Origin of the sequence: Mucilaginibacter sp. (assembly GCF_965201005.1) — a bacterium.
Classification (GTDB): domain Bacteria; phylum Bacteroidota; class Bacteroidia; order Sphingobacteriales; family Sphingobacteriaceae; genus Mucilaginibacter_A.
In genome coordinates, this window is sequence record NZ_OZ241747.1 from 1,295,915 (window position 1) to 1,313,741 (window position 17,827).

Below are 17,827 nucleotides of genomic sequence, written 5' to 3' on the forward strand. Positions count from 1 at the left end.
TGATAATCGCGTTAAAATTTATTCTTCTTAAAAATATAGGGTAAAAACAGCAGATTTAAAATCAATAAGCATTTTCTTCTCCCTTAGCAGTGTTAATAATCGTTAAAAATATAACCTTGATATCCAGCATGATAGACCAGTTTTCGATATACCAGATATCATGCTCCACGCGTTTTACCATCTGTTTATGATCTTTAGTTTCGCCACGATAACCGCTAACCTGTGCCCAACCGGTAATACCGGGTTTTAACAATTGCCTGACCATGTACTGATGCACAATCGCTTTGTATTCGTCTGTATGTTTTAACATATGCGGGCGCGGGCCAACAATACTCATGTTGCCCATTAATACGTTAAAAAATTGTGGTAGTTCATCAATACTGGTTTTTCTCATAAAAGAACCAATTTTGGTTACCCGGGAATCATTTTTTGTTGCCTGGATGTGTTCGGTATCACTGTTTAAGGTCATGCTCCGGAACTTGTAGCACCAAAAAGGTTTGTTGTCCCGGCCTGAACGAAGCTGCATAAAAAACACCGGGCCTTTGGATTGCATTTTAATAATGATACTCAGGATTGGAATAAGCCAAGATAGTAAAAAAACGATCACCCCTAAGCTGAAAATGATATCAAAAGAGCGTTTTAAAACACGGTTGGCAATATGCTCCAACGGCTCTGAACGGGTACTTAAAACTGGTATTTCATCAAAATAGGTGTCAATAGCATAATCAGAATTGATGATTTTGGTAACATCTGGTATAAACTTAAAGCGCACGCAATTTTGCTCTGCTACAGATAACAAATCATTCATGCTGTGATAATCTTCCGGAAACAAAGTTGAATAAACTTCTGCAACTTCATTTTGGGCGGCAAATTCCATCAGGCTGTTGATCGGTCTGATCAATTCCTGGTTGGATTTATCAACATAACTTTTCTCAGTATGGTCAAAAAAACCAGAAAAGTTATATGACATCTGGTTTTTAATAAAATAATCTGCCAGTCTTTTTGCTGTTTCGTTGTAACCTATGATGGCAATTTTTTTCTTATGCCTTACTCTTTTAATGTGATATTGCTCAAAGGCCGTAATCACGAAACGGCTGATTAGAAAGCCGACTATTTCAAATACAAAAATGAATACCAGGAAATTTTTTGAATACAAAGCATAATTGGTCAATAAAATAACCACATTAAAAGTTAACGCATGAAGTACAACTGCTCTCCAGCTTTTCTGAAAAATAAATTCTGTTCTTTGGGCAGTTTCCCGGTGGTAAAGCTGCATAAAAAAAGCCGATGCAATCCAGGTTGCGTTAAATATCAATAAATCAAGGTTGTAGTGGGAAGATTGCAGGAAAACATTGGTTTGGTTAGCCCAAAAATAAGCAATCATGAAAGAACAATTGATTGCAATCAGATCACCCAGAAAGAGTAAAACAATTAAAAAAAATATATAACGGTTTTCCATATTTGGGGCAACAACCTTATATAAGGTTTGTAAAATGTTAAATTTATAATAAATGTTTTAAAATATACGTAATAATTTAATTAATCGGATGTATTTTTATAAATAGTAAACCAAAATGTATTAATAAATTAAACTATTTTAATTTTTATGTGGATAGTTGAATTATGCAGCAGCCATATCAGCACTGTATTTTTTTAATATTTCATTGATTGACAAATACTTTTTTGCGTAATTTCTTGCATTGTACCGGATTGTTTCTTCCTGTTGGTTTAAGGCCAATTCTATGGCTTGCGTTAATGCATTTTGGTTTTCCGGTTCGGCCAGGATCCCCATTTTATTTTGATCAACAATTTTATACAAACTTGAATGAACAGGTGCGGTTATCACGGCCAAACCACCAACTGCTAATATTGCAGTAAGTTTTGATGGCATAACCAAATCACTAGCATTCGTTTTTTGTATAACTAAATGAATATCGGCCATATTCAAAAAGTTGTTCAATTGGTCTGCCGGTTGCAAAGGCATGAAAATCACATTGTTCAATGCCAGCAAAACATTCAAATCTTCCAGCTTCTTTTTATACGGGCCAGAGCCACAAATGATAAACTTTAAACCAGAAATATTTTTTAAATAAGCTGCGGTATGCAAAATTGCTTCTAAACCCTGCTTTTCGCCAATCGCACCAGAATATAGTATGATTTTATCCTCGGCCTTAAAACCGAATGCTTCTTTTAGCACCTTTTTTTCAGCAATCGGATAAAAAGTGTTTGTATCAACCCAATTCGGGAAAAAACAGATTTTCGGTTGGTTTGATTTCTCCCTGATCCGGGCAATCATCCCTTCAGAAATGCTGCTTACCATATCTGCCTGACGCATAATAAATTTCTCTATTAGAAAAAGAAATTTGATTAGCGTACGGGATTTGATCATTTGTAAATCTGCAGCCGCATCGATCTGCAAATCCTGAACATGATAAAAAAACCTGGCACCTTTAATTTTTTTATAAATTACTGCTAAAACTCCGGTCAAAAACGGAGGCGAAACTGTAATAATATAATCGTATTTTTTTTTAAACAAGGCTAAAAACACCATAGCGGTACAAGAAAGGCAGAAAGAAACATCAGACAAAATGCGTGTTAAGCCGGATGGGTTGGCAGGAACAAAATGCGGGCACCGATAAATTTTAATGTTGTTGCCTGCACCGGATTGAGTTGCTTTATATGATCTGCTGAACCAGAAAGATTTTTTGTAGTAAGGTTCTTTTATTTTCCAGTCTGGATAATAAGGATATGTAGTAACCACGGTACATATATTGCCGTCTTCGGCCAGCCAATCCATCATTTCACCGTTGTACTTCCCAATGCCGGTAAGTTCAGGATAAAAATTTCCGCCAATGAGTAAAATTCTTTTCTGCGCCATTAACAATGATAAAATTAACCCGCAGATTTGCGTTCGCGAATGTAAACTGCCGGATTTCCGGAATTAATCGTCCAAGGCAGTAATTCTTTGGTCGCAACAGAATTAACTGTTAATATAGCATGTGACCTGCAGGTAATACCCGGGCAAACAACTGATTGTGCACCAATCCAGACACCATCTTCTAAAGTTATTTTTCCTAAGCGATATGGGAAATCACTTAATGTATAATCGTGATTGCCTGTCAGCAACATGGCACCTTGTGATAAACAAACATTGTTTCCCATAAAAACATTTTCTAAATTATCAATCCAAACAGATTCCCCAATCCAGCAATTCTCCCCAACAACCAACCGCCATGGGTTTTTGATCCTGACATTTGTTTTGATAACTAACCCTTTACCAATTTTTGCGCCAAACAACCCGAGCAAATAGCTTTTAAACGAATACGGCCAGGGAAAAGAACTGTTAAATATCAGGTAATTAACAAAATGCCATACAAAAACTTTCCATTTTGGACCGGCGGTATAATTACCAATTGTAAATTTCGACAGATCAGTTTGCATCAAAAATAACCATACTTCTTTTATACCTGTTTTTTCGGGTTAAAGGTTAAACTAATTTTCAATTAATAATAATTATTAATTATACATAGAAAAAGCTTATAACTGCGTAAAAATAGCAATTATAAGCTTAGATTTTTAACTAAATACGATCTGTTGACTATTTTAAGGGATAAAACTGCTTTGTTTAAATTTATTTTATAAAGTTTTAATCAATCGTTTTTCCTTCAAAAATAGCATTGATCAGGGCTTTGGTAGCTGGCTCAACAGCAAAAAAAATCTCATAACAATTTCGGGCATTTTGGCTCATTTCCAGTTTTTCGTCATTATGCATATAATTCCATTTTAGTAATAACTGCCTTGTCCCTGACAGCGTATCATCAAAAATCAGCCCTGCGTTTGCTTTACTTATTTCTGTATGAATGTTAATTTGGTCAGAGATCAAAACCGGTTTGCCGCAAGCCAAAGCCTCTACAACGGCGATCCCAAAATTTTCCTGATGACTTGGCAAAACAAAAGCTTCGCAGTTGTAAAATGCAGCCCATTTTGCATCACCGGTCAGCATTCCCGGAAAGAAAACGGTTTTCCCCGGTTGATTGAGTTGTTCTGCTTCAATACTGATTTTTTGTCCGTAAGGCGTTTCTAAACCCGGACCGGCAATAACCAAAGGAAGTATTCCTGAATTTTGTTCGATAAAAGAAGCATCGGCGTTTGTTTTCGTAGGATTCTGACCTTTCAGGATTTGAGTATAATTCCGGTAAGCGCCCATCAACAAATCCACACCTTTCTTTTCATGGATCCGGCCAATAAAAAGAAAGTAAGGTTTTGATTTCAACGCTTCAAAATTACTTAAAAACGCTTCCTGTATGGCCGGCGAATTTACTGGCGGTTCTTCAACGCCTAAACCAACCACCAATTCTTTTTTGGGCAAATAAGGTGAAAATGTTTGTCGGGCCAAAAGTAGTTCGGCTTCGCAGGTAAAAAGCAGTCCGTCGGCTTGGTTAATAACGTTTTTTTCGATCAGCTTCCAGTAAAACCAATTACGTGCCGCTTTCAGTTTTCTTCCTTCGGCTTTTTGAAAATAAGGGTCCAGCATCCCATGCGGCATCACAAAAAATTTGGTGCTAAAAGAAGCATTTTCGCTTTTTAACAACCGTAAAGCTTTAACCAGGCCATAACCCTGATAGTTCCATAAACCATGCAAAATCACTACATCAAACGCTGGCAGGTGGGTAGATAACCAGTTGTAATAATCGGCATTATAAAACCACGGACCTTTGCCTTCGCCCAAAGCATTTATTTTGACCAAATTTTTATCGATAAAAGAAGCATCAGGATCATCAAAGCTAAGCACTTCATTATCAATGCTTTTATAAATCTTTAAACCTTTGATCATGGTTTTTAAAGCCTGGCAAACGCCGCCCAGTTTTGGGTTCATACTGGCTGTGATATGAAGCAGTTTCATCAATGTTGATCGGTTAAAAGAATGCTTTGGTAGATTTCTTCAATTCGGTTTAATGCAAGGTTTGTATCAAAACGTTTCGCATTTTTAAGGCTGTTGTTTGCAGCCTGTTCACGTTCGGCAGCAGAAAATGAAACGATTTTATCGAGTGTTTTTGCTGCATTTATTGCCCAGGCTTTAGTTTTACTATCATCAACAGGTTGTTTAGGAATTAAAAACCCGGCATCGCCTGCAACCTCCGTCATTGGTGCCTCATCGGTTGTAATAACCGGACAGCCACAAGCCATGGCCTCTGCAATCGGCCAGCCAAAACCTTCTGTTAAAGATGGGAAAAGAAACACCAAAGCACCGGAGTAGGCTGCGCTGATCAGGTTATCTTCAATATTGCTGTCAATATGAATGGAGGATTTGTAGGCGGATGCGTTTATTCTGTTGGACAACCGTTCGTCGGGTTTTTCCCCGATCAAAATTAAAGGCAATTGAAGGTTAGTGTTGCTTCTCCAGGCATCATAAATTTCTATCACCCCAAAACGGTTTTTGTAAAACTGGTTGCCGCCAATGTGCAGAATGTAACCATTGACTAAATTTAAACCGGTTTTTTTACCGATTTTGATCCTTGCTAATGTGGTGTCTATTTTGCTGAAAGATTGGTTTAAGCCATTGTAAACTACTTCTGACCGAATAAGTTTTGGGTTGATAAACTGGTGCAGATCTGTCTGGGTTTTTTTAGAAACAGAGATAAAGTTTTTTCCTTTCACAAATCCCCGACGGATAAACTCCTGGTATTTTTTGCCCGTCCATGATACCGGATTTTCTGAAATCTGTCCCAGAGCGGATTGCTGTGCAATAAAATCATGGCAGTGAACCACATGGGATTTATCAGCAAACAAAGGCAACCACGGGCCCAAAGCATGATCTGTTAAAACAAATAAAGTATTTGGGTCTGATGATTTTAATCTTTTTTTCACCTGTGCCGGAAAAACTATATACTGATCAATATAGCCCAGCCACTTTTTTAAAAAAACAGGCAAAGGAAGCTTGGAAAAATAAGGTTTTGGTGACCAAGTATCAACCCGATGTCCTCGTTGCCGCAAACCATCAGCCAGCATATTGGCAAAGCGGGGCATACTTTTATGGCCTAAAAAACTAGGGTGGGTAAGGAGGACGAGGTGCAATATAGGTTTATTTTCTAAATGAAGGAGTGTGATTGGGTTTTGAATTAAGTGCAGCCAGCATTAATCCACTTATTATTATACAGAATCCTAAATATGTTGGCTGTGCCCAATTGCCTTGTGCTAAGGTTTGCAATCCAAAACTAAGTAGTAACCATGGTAATATATCATTAACAGAGAGTTTTCTGTAGCAGGCAAGTGCAATTTTAATTGCTAATCCAATACGGATAAATATAACAGATAAGCCTAAAATTGGGCCAAGCTCGCCAACTTCTCTTCCCCATTCTCCTTCAGCAATTAAGAATGTTTTACTGCCAGCCAAGAGCATACTACCTACGTTTGTTCCCATTCCTATTCCGTAACCCAAGATAGGCTGATCAACAGAACTGGTTAAAGACGAAATTGAACCACCAACAGCCCGGTTCCCTAATGTTCCCTGTAAACCTCCTTCGGTTCCACTTGCAGTAGTAAACCTAGAAACGAAAGCATCCGTTGCAGTGTTGAATAGACTAAGTTGGCTTAATGCTATTAAAATTATTCCACCACCGATAATTGCAATTAGGAGTTTACCAACGTATTTTGGTTTTCTGGAAACTGCCAATACAAGAAATATTAAAGTAACTCCAATTTGAAAAAATAAACCTCTGCTTATAGATAAAGGAATAGAAGCAAACAAACCCAATGTAGCACCCAGTAAAACTAATTTATTTATTTTTTTTAAATCAAACCAAAAATAAAACACAAAACAAGCGGCGTAAGAAAAATAAGATGTGGTGCCTGTAGTAAATGAGAAAGTAGCAGGTGGACGAAAAAAACCATTAGCACCGCTATATCCTGCTCCAGCCATATCGCCACCAATCCCACGATTTACCCAGGCAGATTGTGGACTATAAAATTGTAGTGTTATCAATATGGCCATTGGGATTGTTATCCATAGGGTCGCTATTCCAATTTTAATAACATCATCTCTATTAAATACTTGCCCGATTACAAATATTAAAGGAAAATGAAATACAAGTATTCTGGCCCCATACAATGCAACAAACAAATTTCCATGTCCTAAAAATATTGCTATAAAAGTACTTATTATACCTATGATAATCATTCCGTTTAGGTATATGGATGCCGGAAATAATCCTCTCTGCCAGCATTTGATTACAAGCCATATTGCAACAGGATCACGTATGATTAGTAGAGGTGTTGCAAGGCTGGGTAAAAACCATTTACGTAAAGCACCTTCAAAGATTAGTAACAAAAAATATATCCAAATTCCTGTTTTCAGATCCTTATTGGCCTCAACTTTTTTAGTTGACGAATAAGGCTTATCGGAATCAGAAATTGTGTGATTTATGTTTTCAATATTGACCATAAGAATCTGCTAATTTTGAAGCCTGTTTAAATTTAGTTCAATTTATTTTCTATGCTTTTTTACCGAACAAAAAACCAATGCTTCTTTTATCACCTAAAATATGGTGGAAGTTTTGAACAACCATCACCGCAAAAACAAAATTTACAGGCATAAAAGAAGCATATAAATCTTTGTTTGCCGTAAATTTAAACAGCTTCTAAAGCATTAGCAATTAACTATCGGATGTTTTTCCCCTTATAGCATCCACTAATTCCTCACCATAAACACTCCATGGCCTTTTACTGGCACTACGCATGGCTTCACGGCCAACTTCTGCAATATGTTGCGGATGTGAAATCAATTCTTCTATTGCATTTTGCAGGGCAGTTGTAGAGCCGGCTTCTACCAGCCAGCCGTTTTTCCCATGCGTGATTAAATCCGGGCCTGCTGTACGATCTGTGGTTATTACGGGCGTACCCTGCGACATGGCTTCTGTAATAACCAAACCAAATCCTTCAAACAAGGAAGGAAAAACCAATATATCGTGTTGGTGCATTAGTTTCAATACTTCATCATGCGGTAAACTTGGAATCCAGCGGTGTTTGGCTAAAGCTGCATCCAGGGCAGGGCAGGGCTGATCGCTAACTTTTTTCCCAACCACCGTAAGTTCTACATGCTTTTTAAGGTTTTCTACGGCAGCAAATAAATCGGCTATTCCTTTTCTTTGGGACAATCCGCCCACAAACAACAGTTTAAGCGGTTTTGTAACTGCTGCAGAAGTATAATTTCGATCAGCAGCAACAGGAGGAAAAGCATAAGGAACAACTACAATCGGTGCTAACTTCCCAGGATAATCTTTTAGAGTGCTTGCCGTAAACTGGCTGGCAACAAATATTTTGTCTGCTAAAAGAAGCTCTTCATCTTTTCGGGCCAGTTTAGTTTCAGAGTCACCAAAACTTAACAACGTTGGCCGCCATTCCGGCCAGCGTTCATATTCAAGTTCCAGCAAACGTTTTGCCGTACGCCAATAGCCAATCGGCAAATCGTACAGGCATTGCATATTCAGCATTTTGGCTTCTCTGAAAGAATGTAATGCCCCGTCTTCATAAGCATAAACTGCATCGGTGCCGGTTGATTGCATTGCTTTTAAACCGGCAGCCACGTGTTTGTCCAGGTTTCGATATACGCCATCTACACTAAAAATCCCGGTTTCCTGTTTAATTAAGTTTTTAAGACCTGCTTTTGATGCCGCAATTCTGCCCAATTCATAAAACGGCCACGCTTTGGTGAGTTTTTGCAGTTGCGGATTGTATTTGCGCCTGCTAAACTCTGCAAAAGCGTTATAAGTACTAAGTTTGTCAAAAATGTTCCCCGGAAAAGTAGCAACAGTTGTCCTTAATCCGGAAAGCATGTTTGCTTCGTAAAGTCCGTTTGCAGCAGCTCTGAAAAATGCATTACCCGTTGGGTGGGCTATAACTACTTTCATGGGTTTATTTTAGTTGATTTTGCAACAGCAGCTTCCACAACTTCTAAATACTTTTTTGACACAATATCCGGCTGGTGTTTATGCAAATGTGCTGGTGCCGCACTCCGTAACTTTATCTCTAAATCAGGATGGGCAATCAGGTTAATCAATGCATCAACCAATGCATCCACGTCACCTCTTTTATAACTTATGCCTGCATTTCCAATTGCATCGGGCAAACCTCCGCCATCAGATACAACAGGCACACAGCCGCAAGCCATACCTTCTAAAACTACATTGCCAAAAGGTTCTTCCCACAAAGACGGAACCAGCATATACCGGTGCTGATTTAATAACCTGGCTAACTTTTCCCCGGAAACAGAACCGGTAAATGTTACCTGTTCCTGTAAACCAAGTTCTGATACCAGGTTTTCTAATTTCTGTTTTTGCGGGCCTTCACCAATAATAGTAAGTTCAGGTTTGATAGTTAAAAACTGATGTTGTGCTTCTTTTATCAATAGTTTTTTAAAAGCTATTATGGCTTGATCAACACCTTTGTTTGGCACTAAACGGCCTAAAAATACAAATGCTTTTGTTTTGGTGATTTCCGGGATCACTCTGAAAACTTCTGCATTATACGGATTGCCAATAACAATTGCCGGTTTAAAACTGTGCTTCCTGATGGCATCGCTAACAGCTATAACTTTACTTGCTTTTTTAAACCATAAAAATTTAATCCGGTCCTGGATCCCGATTTTGCCATGAAGCCCAATGGTATTATCAATCCTTGAAACCCAGGTGTTGAGTGCGATTACATACGGATGGTTAAAAAATAAGTTCGGCCAGGCCAAACGCAGACAAGGGTTATTTTCAAAAACCAAATCTGCCCACTTATGCGCTTTAAACAAAGTGAAAACAGAAGGGTTGCGGATGATATTGAAGGGATAAATATTAGGGCTGGGGTCTGGCGTCCACGTCAGTACCTGAATTTCATGCCCAGCTGCAAAGAAAGCCCTTGATAAAATATCAGAATTAGCTTCTATGCCACCAATAAATGGGTAAAAATTATGGGATAAAAAAAGTATTTTCAAGAAATTAATTACAAATACTGAATTTAATTATTCGGCAAAAATAATACTAATTCATCAGCAAGGCTTGGTTAATTTACATTTTAACAGGATTATACAGGGAAATGTATTTTTTAGTGATGGTTTCCCAGCTCAAAACTTCTTTGTAAAACCGGGCTGCATTTTGGCTGATGGTATTGCTTAAAGTAACATTGGCAGATAGTTTTATTATGGAATCCGCCCAGTCATCCGCAGAGAAAGGGTTGTTTACAAAAAATATATTATGCTGGTGTTGAAGGAAAGTCTCATCCGTCATATCGCCTTTGGAGGTAACAACCGGCAAACCCCAGTTTAATGCAGCTGCCAGCGTGCCGTTTTTTAAAGATGCGCCGCCTCTGCCTTTAAGATCGATTTTTTCCATGTGTGCAAAAATCGTGAGCTGGTCAAAAACCTGTTGTATTTCTTGGGCAGATAACGTCCCGGTCAGAAAAAGCCTTTTGTTCTGATAAAAATTGTGCTTTTCCCAAACCGGATTGTTGGCCTTGTTCTGTTTGCCGATGAGATATACAACGCCCGTGCTTTTCTCTAAAATTTTATCGATCACTTCGGCAAAAAAACCATCAACCCGATTGGCAAAACAACCAATAACTAATTGGTTGCTGTTGGAAGTTTGTACGGTCTTCCTGGTAAAATTACTTGAAATCGGAAGTAGATTAAACTTAAAAGGAATTAATTGTTTGGCATTAAAACGCGTTGATGTTGTGCGTACCGAGGAGATGGCCGTTAAGAAATATGCGATTGACAATTGTAAGAAACTGACGGCAATCTTTTTAGGATTGGCAATGTACAATCGGGTTGCAACTTCATGGAACATGATTGAAACTTTGTATCCTTTGAATTTTAAAATCCCGAAAATGTAAATTAAATATAAAGGTATGCCGATTTTGCTGAACGAATATGGCTCATATTGGATAATAATTGCATTAACTTCCTGCACCGGTTTTAAGCAATTTAACCAGGCTTTGATGCTTTTTTTATCGGCTATTTTTATGCAATTTATTTTATTGTCCGAAGATTTGTTGTCAGAAAAAGTTATGATCTGGTTATCAAAATTGTTTTCTTCTAAATTTCGGTGCAGGTAATCACTGTAATCTCCGATACCACAAATATCAGGCGGAAAATTAGGCGTTAAAAGGTAAGTGGTTTTCATCTGGTTTTATTGCCCGATCGTGTTTTTTTAGCTAAAGCTGAGAACTTGTTTAAACTTATGTTACTCAATTTCCAATGCTTCTTTTATGCCGGTAAATTTGGATTTTATAATTGTTGCTGATGGGTAAGTTTTTAAAGAAACACTAAGTTTTAGGTGATAAAAGAAGCATACAAAAACCTTTAAAATTTAATTAAATACTAAAGTTAGTAATCAAACAGTAGCTTTAATATTACTGACACTGTTGTGATGCTGTGTTTTTTTAATCAGCTTTAAAACAGTTAAAGGTACTAAACGATTGATAACGTGATATTTGCTGATTAACTTTAAGCCTGGTTTTAAATTGAAAAAAACTTTTATGGCGTAGTTGTAAATATCATTCACAGATTTGCTGTTGGAAATTTCCTTGAAAGCAATTTGCCGGGTTGCATCCTGCAGCTGATAGATTTTTACCAAATAATCATCAAAATTATTTTCTATCAAATATTTCAAAACAGCAGCAGACGACCGGAGCAGTCGTTCATCTTTTTTAATCTGGTTTTCTTTTAATGCTGCATAAACAGAAAAATTATCTTTATGCATCCGCCACACAGACAGAGGTTCATCTAAGAAATAGCTTTTCCCTAAAGGCAATACCGCAAGCAGTAAAAATTCATCTATGTACATATCAACTGCATCCGGTATTACAATCGTTTTTAAAGCTGATGCTTTTGCGGCGTAAGTTGTACCACCGCCAAAAAACATATTACTGCTGTAAAAACGGTGCAGAAGCCATTTCCCGTGCAAGGGTTTTCCTAAAATATCTTTCGGGAGTTTTTCTGTTACCAGTAAATTTTTGTTTTGGTACAATACTTTTGCGGCAGTTCCAACATGCACAATTTCGTCATCATTTTCAAAAACTTTAACGTATGCTGCAATTTTATCTTTAAAAAAGTAATCATCGGCATCCAAGTTAAAAATGTATTTGCCGGTACATTTTTTTATGGCATTAAAAGTAGCATTGGCTTTTCCTTTGTTCTCCTGATAAAAGTACTTTATCGTATTTTGATCGATCAGTTTTTTTAAAGTATCATGCGTCCTGTCAGTAGAACCATCATCTACCACAATAATTTCAATTTTATCCTGCGGATAAGTTTGCTCTAAAACACTGTTAATAGCTTCTAATATATAATTAGTGTAATTATAGGTAGGGATAATAACAGAAACCAACGGTGCAGGCATGTGTTAATTGATTTCTTTTAAATTCATTTTCTCCAGCATCAATTGCATATCTGCAAAACTTATGTACATGTGTGTATCGGTTTCAATAACATTGTTGTTTTCATCATAATATTTTTCTCCGAGTGCTGTATAAAGTAAAAAATAATCTAACCCAAAGCCGTTGGAAAGATCGTGAAATGCTTTTCTATAATGTATGTTGTGGGTAACATGTCTGATTTCACAAACCTTTGTTCCCGGCCTACAAAAAATTATATTGGTAAGCTGCGAACCGTGGCAGGAAATAATATGTGTTGCATTTTTAAACAAGGCAATCTGTTCATCAGTTGATAAATCTTCATTGTGGACACATTCAAAACCATAGCGCTTCAAAAAAGCAACAATTTCATCTTCGTTTAAAACTTTTCGGGTTTTGACCCTTGATCTGCTTAGATAAATTTTTTGCGGGAAAGTTTTGGTTACAGTTTTGGGTCGGATAATACGATTAAGATAATCAATGTACCAGTTTCCTTTACGATTGTACCAGGACGAAAACACCAGTTCTTCACAGCGATAACTTTCCGTTTCATCAAACAAACGAACCTGTTTTTCGAGCGGAATACCTACGCGCGTGAAAAGGCTTGTTGCGCTTATGTCCTGATCCTGAATGATGAAATGATCTATTTTGTCAAAATCAAACCCTGCCAATTCTGCCAGATATAAAGCCGGTAAACCATCCTGCATTTTATGCCAGTATGCACCACCCCTAACAATGATAGATCTGCCTTTCAAGGTTTTACATTTTGGCAAAAACAAAGCCCCAAAAGCCGGGTGAGACTTCCGTTCATCACCGTAAACATTAGAAACCGGTGCCAGTAAATAATTGTCTTCTGTTAACGTAAAAAAATATTTGCTATAAACCCTGACGTTTGGCATCGAGTACACATACTCTGTTCTGTCTATGCAGTAGGAAACAACTTCTGCGCCGGGCACAGCTTTTCCAATCGTATATTCAGGGTCTTTAATTGTTATTTCATCTTCAAAAAAATGCCAGTAAAAATAGCTTAAGCCCTTTGCTTTTTTACTATCAACATATCGGTCAATTTCTGCAAAAGTCAGCAATGCATCTTTTGGCCCGCCAATATTATTTGAATTTAATTTAAAATGATGAATTACCTGTGTGTTCAGTAATTTTATAAGTGAAGATTTTATCCAATATAGTTTTAAAAGAATCGGCCTAAACTTGTTCTTGACAAAATTTGAATTAAATTCTTTTTTAAGAGGAAACTTTATCACCAATCTCAATCGTTTTCTACTGTTATCTGGTTTTTGATCTGCCTACGAACAATTTTACTAAAAGGTTTATGTAAAAATTTCTTTATGCGGAATTGTGCAAAAATATTATTTTAATCTATAAATATTATAAAATTTAGTAATGTTTAATGCTTGAAAATTAAAGTATATAAAGAAAAATATAATTGCAAAGCATCATACATTAATTTTTCGGCAAAACCTCTAAACCTAAAGTGAACGGAATTTTTAAAAGTATTTTTGATGAGCGAGTTGTAAAATGCCACTAAATAATACCGACTGTTGATCTCTTGCTTTTTTTCCGGATGTTTTTTTAAAAAATAAAGTGTTGATTTAAACCTGTTTAAGGTAACTTTCCACATATTTTTCTGGATGCGCCAAGGATGGATGACGTAAGCATTTTTTAAGAATACTTTGGCTATGAGCAACTTGTTTAAACGATAATTTAATTCTACATCTTCCATTGCGGCAAAAGGAAAATGTTCATCAAAACCATCTAAAGTATTCAAAAAAAGGTTTTTACTAATCATGAAATTGCATGACCACAAAAAACCTCCCGTTTCATTAACCGGGGATTCTTCTGCAAAACTGCGCTGTTCCCGATCAGCTTTGATACAACCTTCAAAGACCCTGATTTCTTTATTCTTCAAAAGTCCGTCTTGATAATTCTTAAGCAGATTTTTGTCTGGTAAACAATCATCGTCTATAAAAATTAACCATTCGCCATTTGCCTGTTTGGCAGCGTAATTTCTGTTTGCCGCTGGTCCGCGTTGTGGCCCGGCAATCCATTTGACCCAATTAAAATTAGCTTGTACAAATGGTTTAGCCGAATGTTGCCTGCTGTCATCAGTAACAATTACTTCATAACTGTTTTCATCAAATTCCTGAAAAAATGGCGTGAGGCATTCTAAACATTTGCCTAATAAATCGTTACGGTTATAAGTTGGGATTATGACTGAAAACAAAGTAGAAGTAAAATAGATTTTTAAATATAGATTAACCCTAATGTTTAAGAAGCTGTTTAGATCTGATGAAAATTATTGTTATGCTTCTTTTATCACCTAAAATATGGTGGAAGTTTTGATCAACCATCACCTTAAAACAAAATTCACAGGCATAAAAGAGGCATCTAAATTTTGTTTGCTGTAGATTTAAATAGTTTCTAAGCATTTAATATTTCTTTATCAATTAAATCAAGTATTTTTTCATCAATATTTGTATCAAATTTTCTGGCAAAAGGTGTAGTTTGCTTCTTTAACAATTCTAAATCTTTTGATTTCCATATAACTGGGTTTGGGGCATTATAATCTGCATATGTGGTTTGTAGATTTATTGTATTTTCTGCAAAATGTGAATTCAAAAGCAAAGTCTGAAAATACATTTCATCAGAACTTATGGTAAATTTATAAAAGTTATTGAAGGTTGTATTCGAATTATATTTTTCTACAAAGTATTTAGCAATATTTAAAGGTAAGATGAACCACACCCTACCCACAAACGGAACAAATCCTTTTAAAAAATTTCTTTTTGGTAGAATTTTTGTTAAAATTCTCGGAATTATTGGAACTTTTTTATAATCAAAAACGCCTGTTTTATTGTATTTAAAATAATCTGCAAAGTAATATCTGTTAGTTCTATTTGGTAAAGTCTTATTCAAACTACCCGTTTCATATTCAATTAAAGCCTTACCGTTGTAGTTATTCAAATACTGTTTTAAACTATTATTACTCATAATTGGATAATCCTGCCCACTTATAAATACAATAGTTTCTGTTTCATTTTCAACTGCAAGTTTTAATAATTCTATTGTAGCTTTAACAGTATTAAATCCTCCCCAATTAGTTTTATATCTTTTAGTTGTAAAATATAAGTTAGAGTATTTTGAAAGTTCATTTTTAAAAGGATATATATCTGTGTTTAAATCAACATGGATTACAAAAAGTGAATCTTCATAATTTAATCTGCTTATCAATCTGGAAACTTGTAGTGGATTTTTGTGTGCAAGAATTATATAAGCAACTTTCATAGCCATTATGTAATTTCAACAAGTTCAGTAATCATCTTCAAATAGCTATCTTTCAAAACCTTCCAGGAGTAAAGCTGATCAGCAGCCTCAATGATTTCATACCGGTCAAAATCAGGAATAATATGTGATAAACATTTTGCCAATTCCCCTGCCTTGGCCATGTTGATATAAGTTCCGTAATTATTGAGAACCTGCTTTGCATTAATATAATCATGAACAACACAAGGCAAACCATAACTCAGCGCTTCAATCAAAACACGGCCAAAACCTTCGTTTAACGATGCCAGAACGAAGTAATCAGCAGCAACATAATAGTTTTTTACTTCCCCCAACGGAACACTTGTAATGACAAACCTGCCTGCCAGTTTTTCTTCTGCTAATCTGATGATAGCTGGCGTTTCAGTTTCAAACTGGCCTAATATAATCAGGAAAAACTCATTTCCAAGTTTAGCAACTTCTTCAATCAAGTAATCCATCCTTTTATGATGCTTGTTTACTGTTCCAACAGAAAGGATTATTTTTTGATCTTTTGAGAAACCTAAACTTTTTCTGATTGCATCTTTTTGTTCTATTGCAGATAATCTTTCCTCAACATTTATATTGAAACCATAAGGCAGCAAAGTTTGTATAGATGCAGGTGCACCCTGTAAAATGGCCTGCTCTAAATAAACCGGTAAAAGCTGCTGCACATGATCTTCCGTTTTAAAAGGCGGTCCGTTTGGTGCACCATTTGAAAATAGTAACTTATATTTAAACTTTAGATATTTTCTTAAATGCCACAAGTAAGTGCCCAATGTAAAATCACTATAATAAATTACGACTGGTTTTTTGGTAATGATAATAGGTAATAATGATAAACAGAAAGTAATTTGTTCAATTGTGTAAGCATCAAAAGGAAGGATTTTTGCTAATAATTGTGCTGGTTTTTTTCTGCGTGGTAAGTTTGGTAATACAATTTCCCGGTCTGTACTTTTTCCGCCACCTTTAATCAAGTACAAGTTAAATTCCTGCGTATCTTTTAAAGCATCAAAACATTCTCGGGTAAACGATTCATAACCGCGGTTGATATGGCCTAAACCAGTACAAATTATAAAAACGTTCATACTGTTTTTATGCCTGTTTTTTTGGTGAACGTTCTGATCACTTTTCTAAACCCAAACAATAAAACGTCAGTCATTGATTTGAAAGATACAAGTATCCAAGTTGGGGAAATCTGCCATAAGGATTTTATAATAAATATCGTTTCAGCTTTTTTTAAGAAAATTCTTTTTCGGGATGTTTCCAACAAAACACTGAACAAATAAACATCAAAGTATCTTAGTTTTTGCCTTAATGAAATTTGATGTTTTACTTTTTCATAAGCATACAAACTTACTTTCAGTTTTTCCAACAAAAATATCTTGTAAGTGTCTTTTTGGTAATGATCTGATCTGCTGACCGAAGTATCGGATTGCCTGAAATAATTTAAACATTGCGGTAAGTAAGCAATGTAATTGTCAAAACAAATGTCTATCCAAAACTGCCAGTCGCCACAAATTTTATATTGCTTAAAAGAAGCATCAACGTTATAAAAATTGTCTTTTTTAAAAACTACGGCACTTGCGTTTGGTACAATTGGATGGAAAAAGAAAGTGTTTCTGCATTCATCAAAACCATTGTTTAGGTAGTAATTATCTTTGTTGTTTGATACATCATGTATTAAACTTCCAACTTTATCTCCAGACGCATCAACGGTGTTAGAGCCGCAAAATACCAATCCAAGATTATTGTTTTTGTTGATGATATTGACCAATGATGACAAAAATTGATTATCTGCATAATCATCACTTTCTGCAATCCAAATGTAATTGCCTTTTGCTAATTTAATTCCTTTTTCCCATTGTAAAAAGGTGCTTCCGGAATTTTGTTCGTTAAAAACAGCATGACTAACTTTCGGATGATTTCTGTATTGTTCAATAACTGTTCGGCTTTCGTCTTTAGAACAATCATCCAAAATTACAACTTCAAAGTTTTGGTAAGATTGATCAAGCACAGAATCAATACGCTGTTTTAAATATTTGGCATGATTATAATTCGGGATAATAACAGAAATTAAATCAACCATTAAAATTTATCAACAATTTGGATACTTCTT

15 protein-coding genes are annotated in these 17,827 nt (G+C 35.9%); all 15 read right to left on the reverse strand.

Annotated features, from left to right (window positions below; genetic code table 11):
* Positions 1-61: 61 nt before the first annotated feature.
* The 15 genes from ACOFKR_RS06030 to ACOFKR_RS06100 all read right to left on the reverse strand — a co-directional run bounded on the left by ACOFKR_RS06030 (position 62) and on the right by ACOFKR_RS06100 (position 17,797).
* The gene (locus ACOFKR_RS06030) at positions 62-1,459 is read right to left on the reverse strand and encodes an undecaprenyl-phosphate glucose phosphotransferase (RefSeq protein WP_419803117.1); all 1,398 of its coding nucleotides are present in this window, start codon (positions 1,457-1,459) and stop codon (positions 62-64) included.
* 162 nt (positions 1,460-1,621) lie between these two features.
* Positions 1,622-2,878 carry a WcaI family glycosyltransferase gene (locus ACOFKR_RS06035; RefSeq protein ID WP_419803118.1) on the reverse strand — a complete coding sequence of 419 codons (1,257 nt, stop codon included), beginning with the start codon at positions 2,876-2,878 and terminating at the stop codon, positions 1,622-1,624.
* Positions 2,879-2,892: 14 nt separating this feature from the next.
* Positions 2,893-3,441, reverse strand: a complete 549-nt coding sequence (locus ACOFKR_RS06040; protein WP_419803119.1) for a WcaF family extracellular polysaccharide biosynthesis acetyltransferase — start codon at positions 3,439-3,441, stop codon at positions 2,893-2,895.
* Between the two features lie 205 nt (positions 3,442-3,646).
* On the reverse strand, positions 3,647-4,903 hold the full coding sequence (locus tag ACOFKR_RS06045) for a glycosyltransferase (RefSeq protein ID WP_419803120.1): 1,257 nt from the start codon (positions 4,901-4,903) through the stop codon (positions 3,647-3,649).
* A complete protein-coding gene (locus tag ACOFKR_RS06050) occupies positions 4,903-6,027 on the reverse strand; it encodes a glycosyltransferase (RefSeq protein ID WP_419803121.1) in 1,125 nt (374 codons plus the stop codon). The genes ACOFKR_RS06045 and ACOFKR_RS06050 overlap by 1 nt, the downstream gene beginning before the upstream one ends.
* A gap of 55 nt (positions 6,028-6,082) precedes the next feature.
* On the reverse strand, positions 6,083-7,441 hold the full coding sequence (locus ACOFKR_RS06055) for a hypothetical protein (RefSeq protein WP_419803122.1): 1,359 nt from the start codon (positions 7,439-7,441) through the stop codon (positions 6,083-6,085).
* A gap of 211 nt (positions 7,442-7,652) precedes the next feature.
* The gene (locus ACOFKR_RS06060) at positions 7,653-8,906 is read right to left on the reverse strand and encodes a glycosyltransferase family 4 protein (RefSeq protein ID WP_419803123.1); all 1,254 of its coding nucleotides are present in this window, start codon (positions 8,904-8,906) and stop codon (positions 7,653-7,655) included.
* Positions 8,903-9,976, reverse strand: a complete 1,074-nt coding sequence (locus tag ACOFKR_RS06065) for a glycosyltransferase family 4 protein (RefSeq protein WP_419803124.1) — start codon at positions 9,974-9,976, stop codon at positions 8,903-8,905. Before ACOFKR_RS06065 ends, ACOFKR_RS06060 begins: the two co-directional genes overlap by 4 nt.
* 73 nt (positions 9,977-10,049) lie before the next feature.
* Positions 10,050-11,162: a hypothetical protein gene (locus ACOFKR_RS06070; RefSeq protein ID WP_419803125.1), complete on the reverse strand. Its 1,113-nt coding sequence runs from the start codon at positions 11,160-11,162 to the stop codon at positions 10,050-10,052.
* Positions 11,163-11,372: 210 nt separating this feature from the next.
* A complete protein-coding gene (locus ACOFKR_RS06075) occupies positions 11,373-12,380 on the reverse strand; it encodes a glycosyltransferase family 2 protein (RefSeq protein ID WP_419803126.1) in 1,008 nt (335 codons plus the stop codon).
* A 3-nt stretch (positions 12,381-12,383) separates the two neighbouring features.
* Complete coding sequence (locus tag ACOFKR_RS06080) at positions 12,384-13,478, reverse strand: glycosyltransferase family 61 protein (protein WP_419803127.1); 1,095 nt, start codon at positions 13,476-13,478, stop codon at positions 12,384-12,386.
* Between the two features lie 317 nt (positions 13,479-13,795).
* A complete protein-coding gene (locus ACOFKR_RS06085) occupies positions 13,796-14,632 on the reverse strand; it encodes a glycosyltransferase family 2 protein (protein WP_419803128.1) in 837 nt (278 codons plus the stop codon).
* Between the two features lie 197 nt (positions 14,633-14,829).
* The gene (locus tag ACOFKR_RS06090; RefSeq protein WP_419803129.1) at positions 14,830-15,699 is read right to left on the reverse strand and encodes a beta-1,6-N-acetylglucosaminyltransferase; all 870 of its coding nucleotides are present in this window, start codon (positions 15,697-15,699) and stop codon (positions 14,830-14,832) included.
* Positions 15,699-16,796, reverse strand: coding sequence for a glycosyltransferase family 4 protein (locus ACOFKR_RS06095; RefSeq protein ID WP_419803130.1), 1,098 nt, complete (start codon positions 16,794-16,796; stop codon positions 15,699-15,701). The genes ACOFKR_RS06090 and ACOFKR_RS06095 overlap by 1 nt, the downstream gene beginning before the upstream one ends.
* Positions 16,793-17,797, reverse strand: a complete 1,005-nt coding sequence (locus tag ACOFKR_RS06100; RefSeq protein WP_419803131.1) for a glycosyltransferase family 2 protein — start codon at positions 17,795-17,797, stop codon at positions 16,793-16,795. Before ACOFKR_RS06100 ends, ACOFKR_RS06095 begins: the two co-directional genes overlap by 4 nt.
* Between the last annotated feature and the right edge of the window lie 30 nt (positions 17,798-17,827).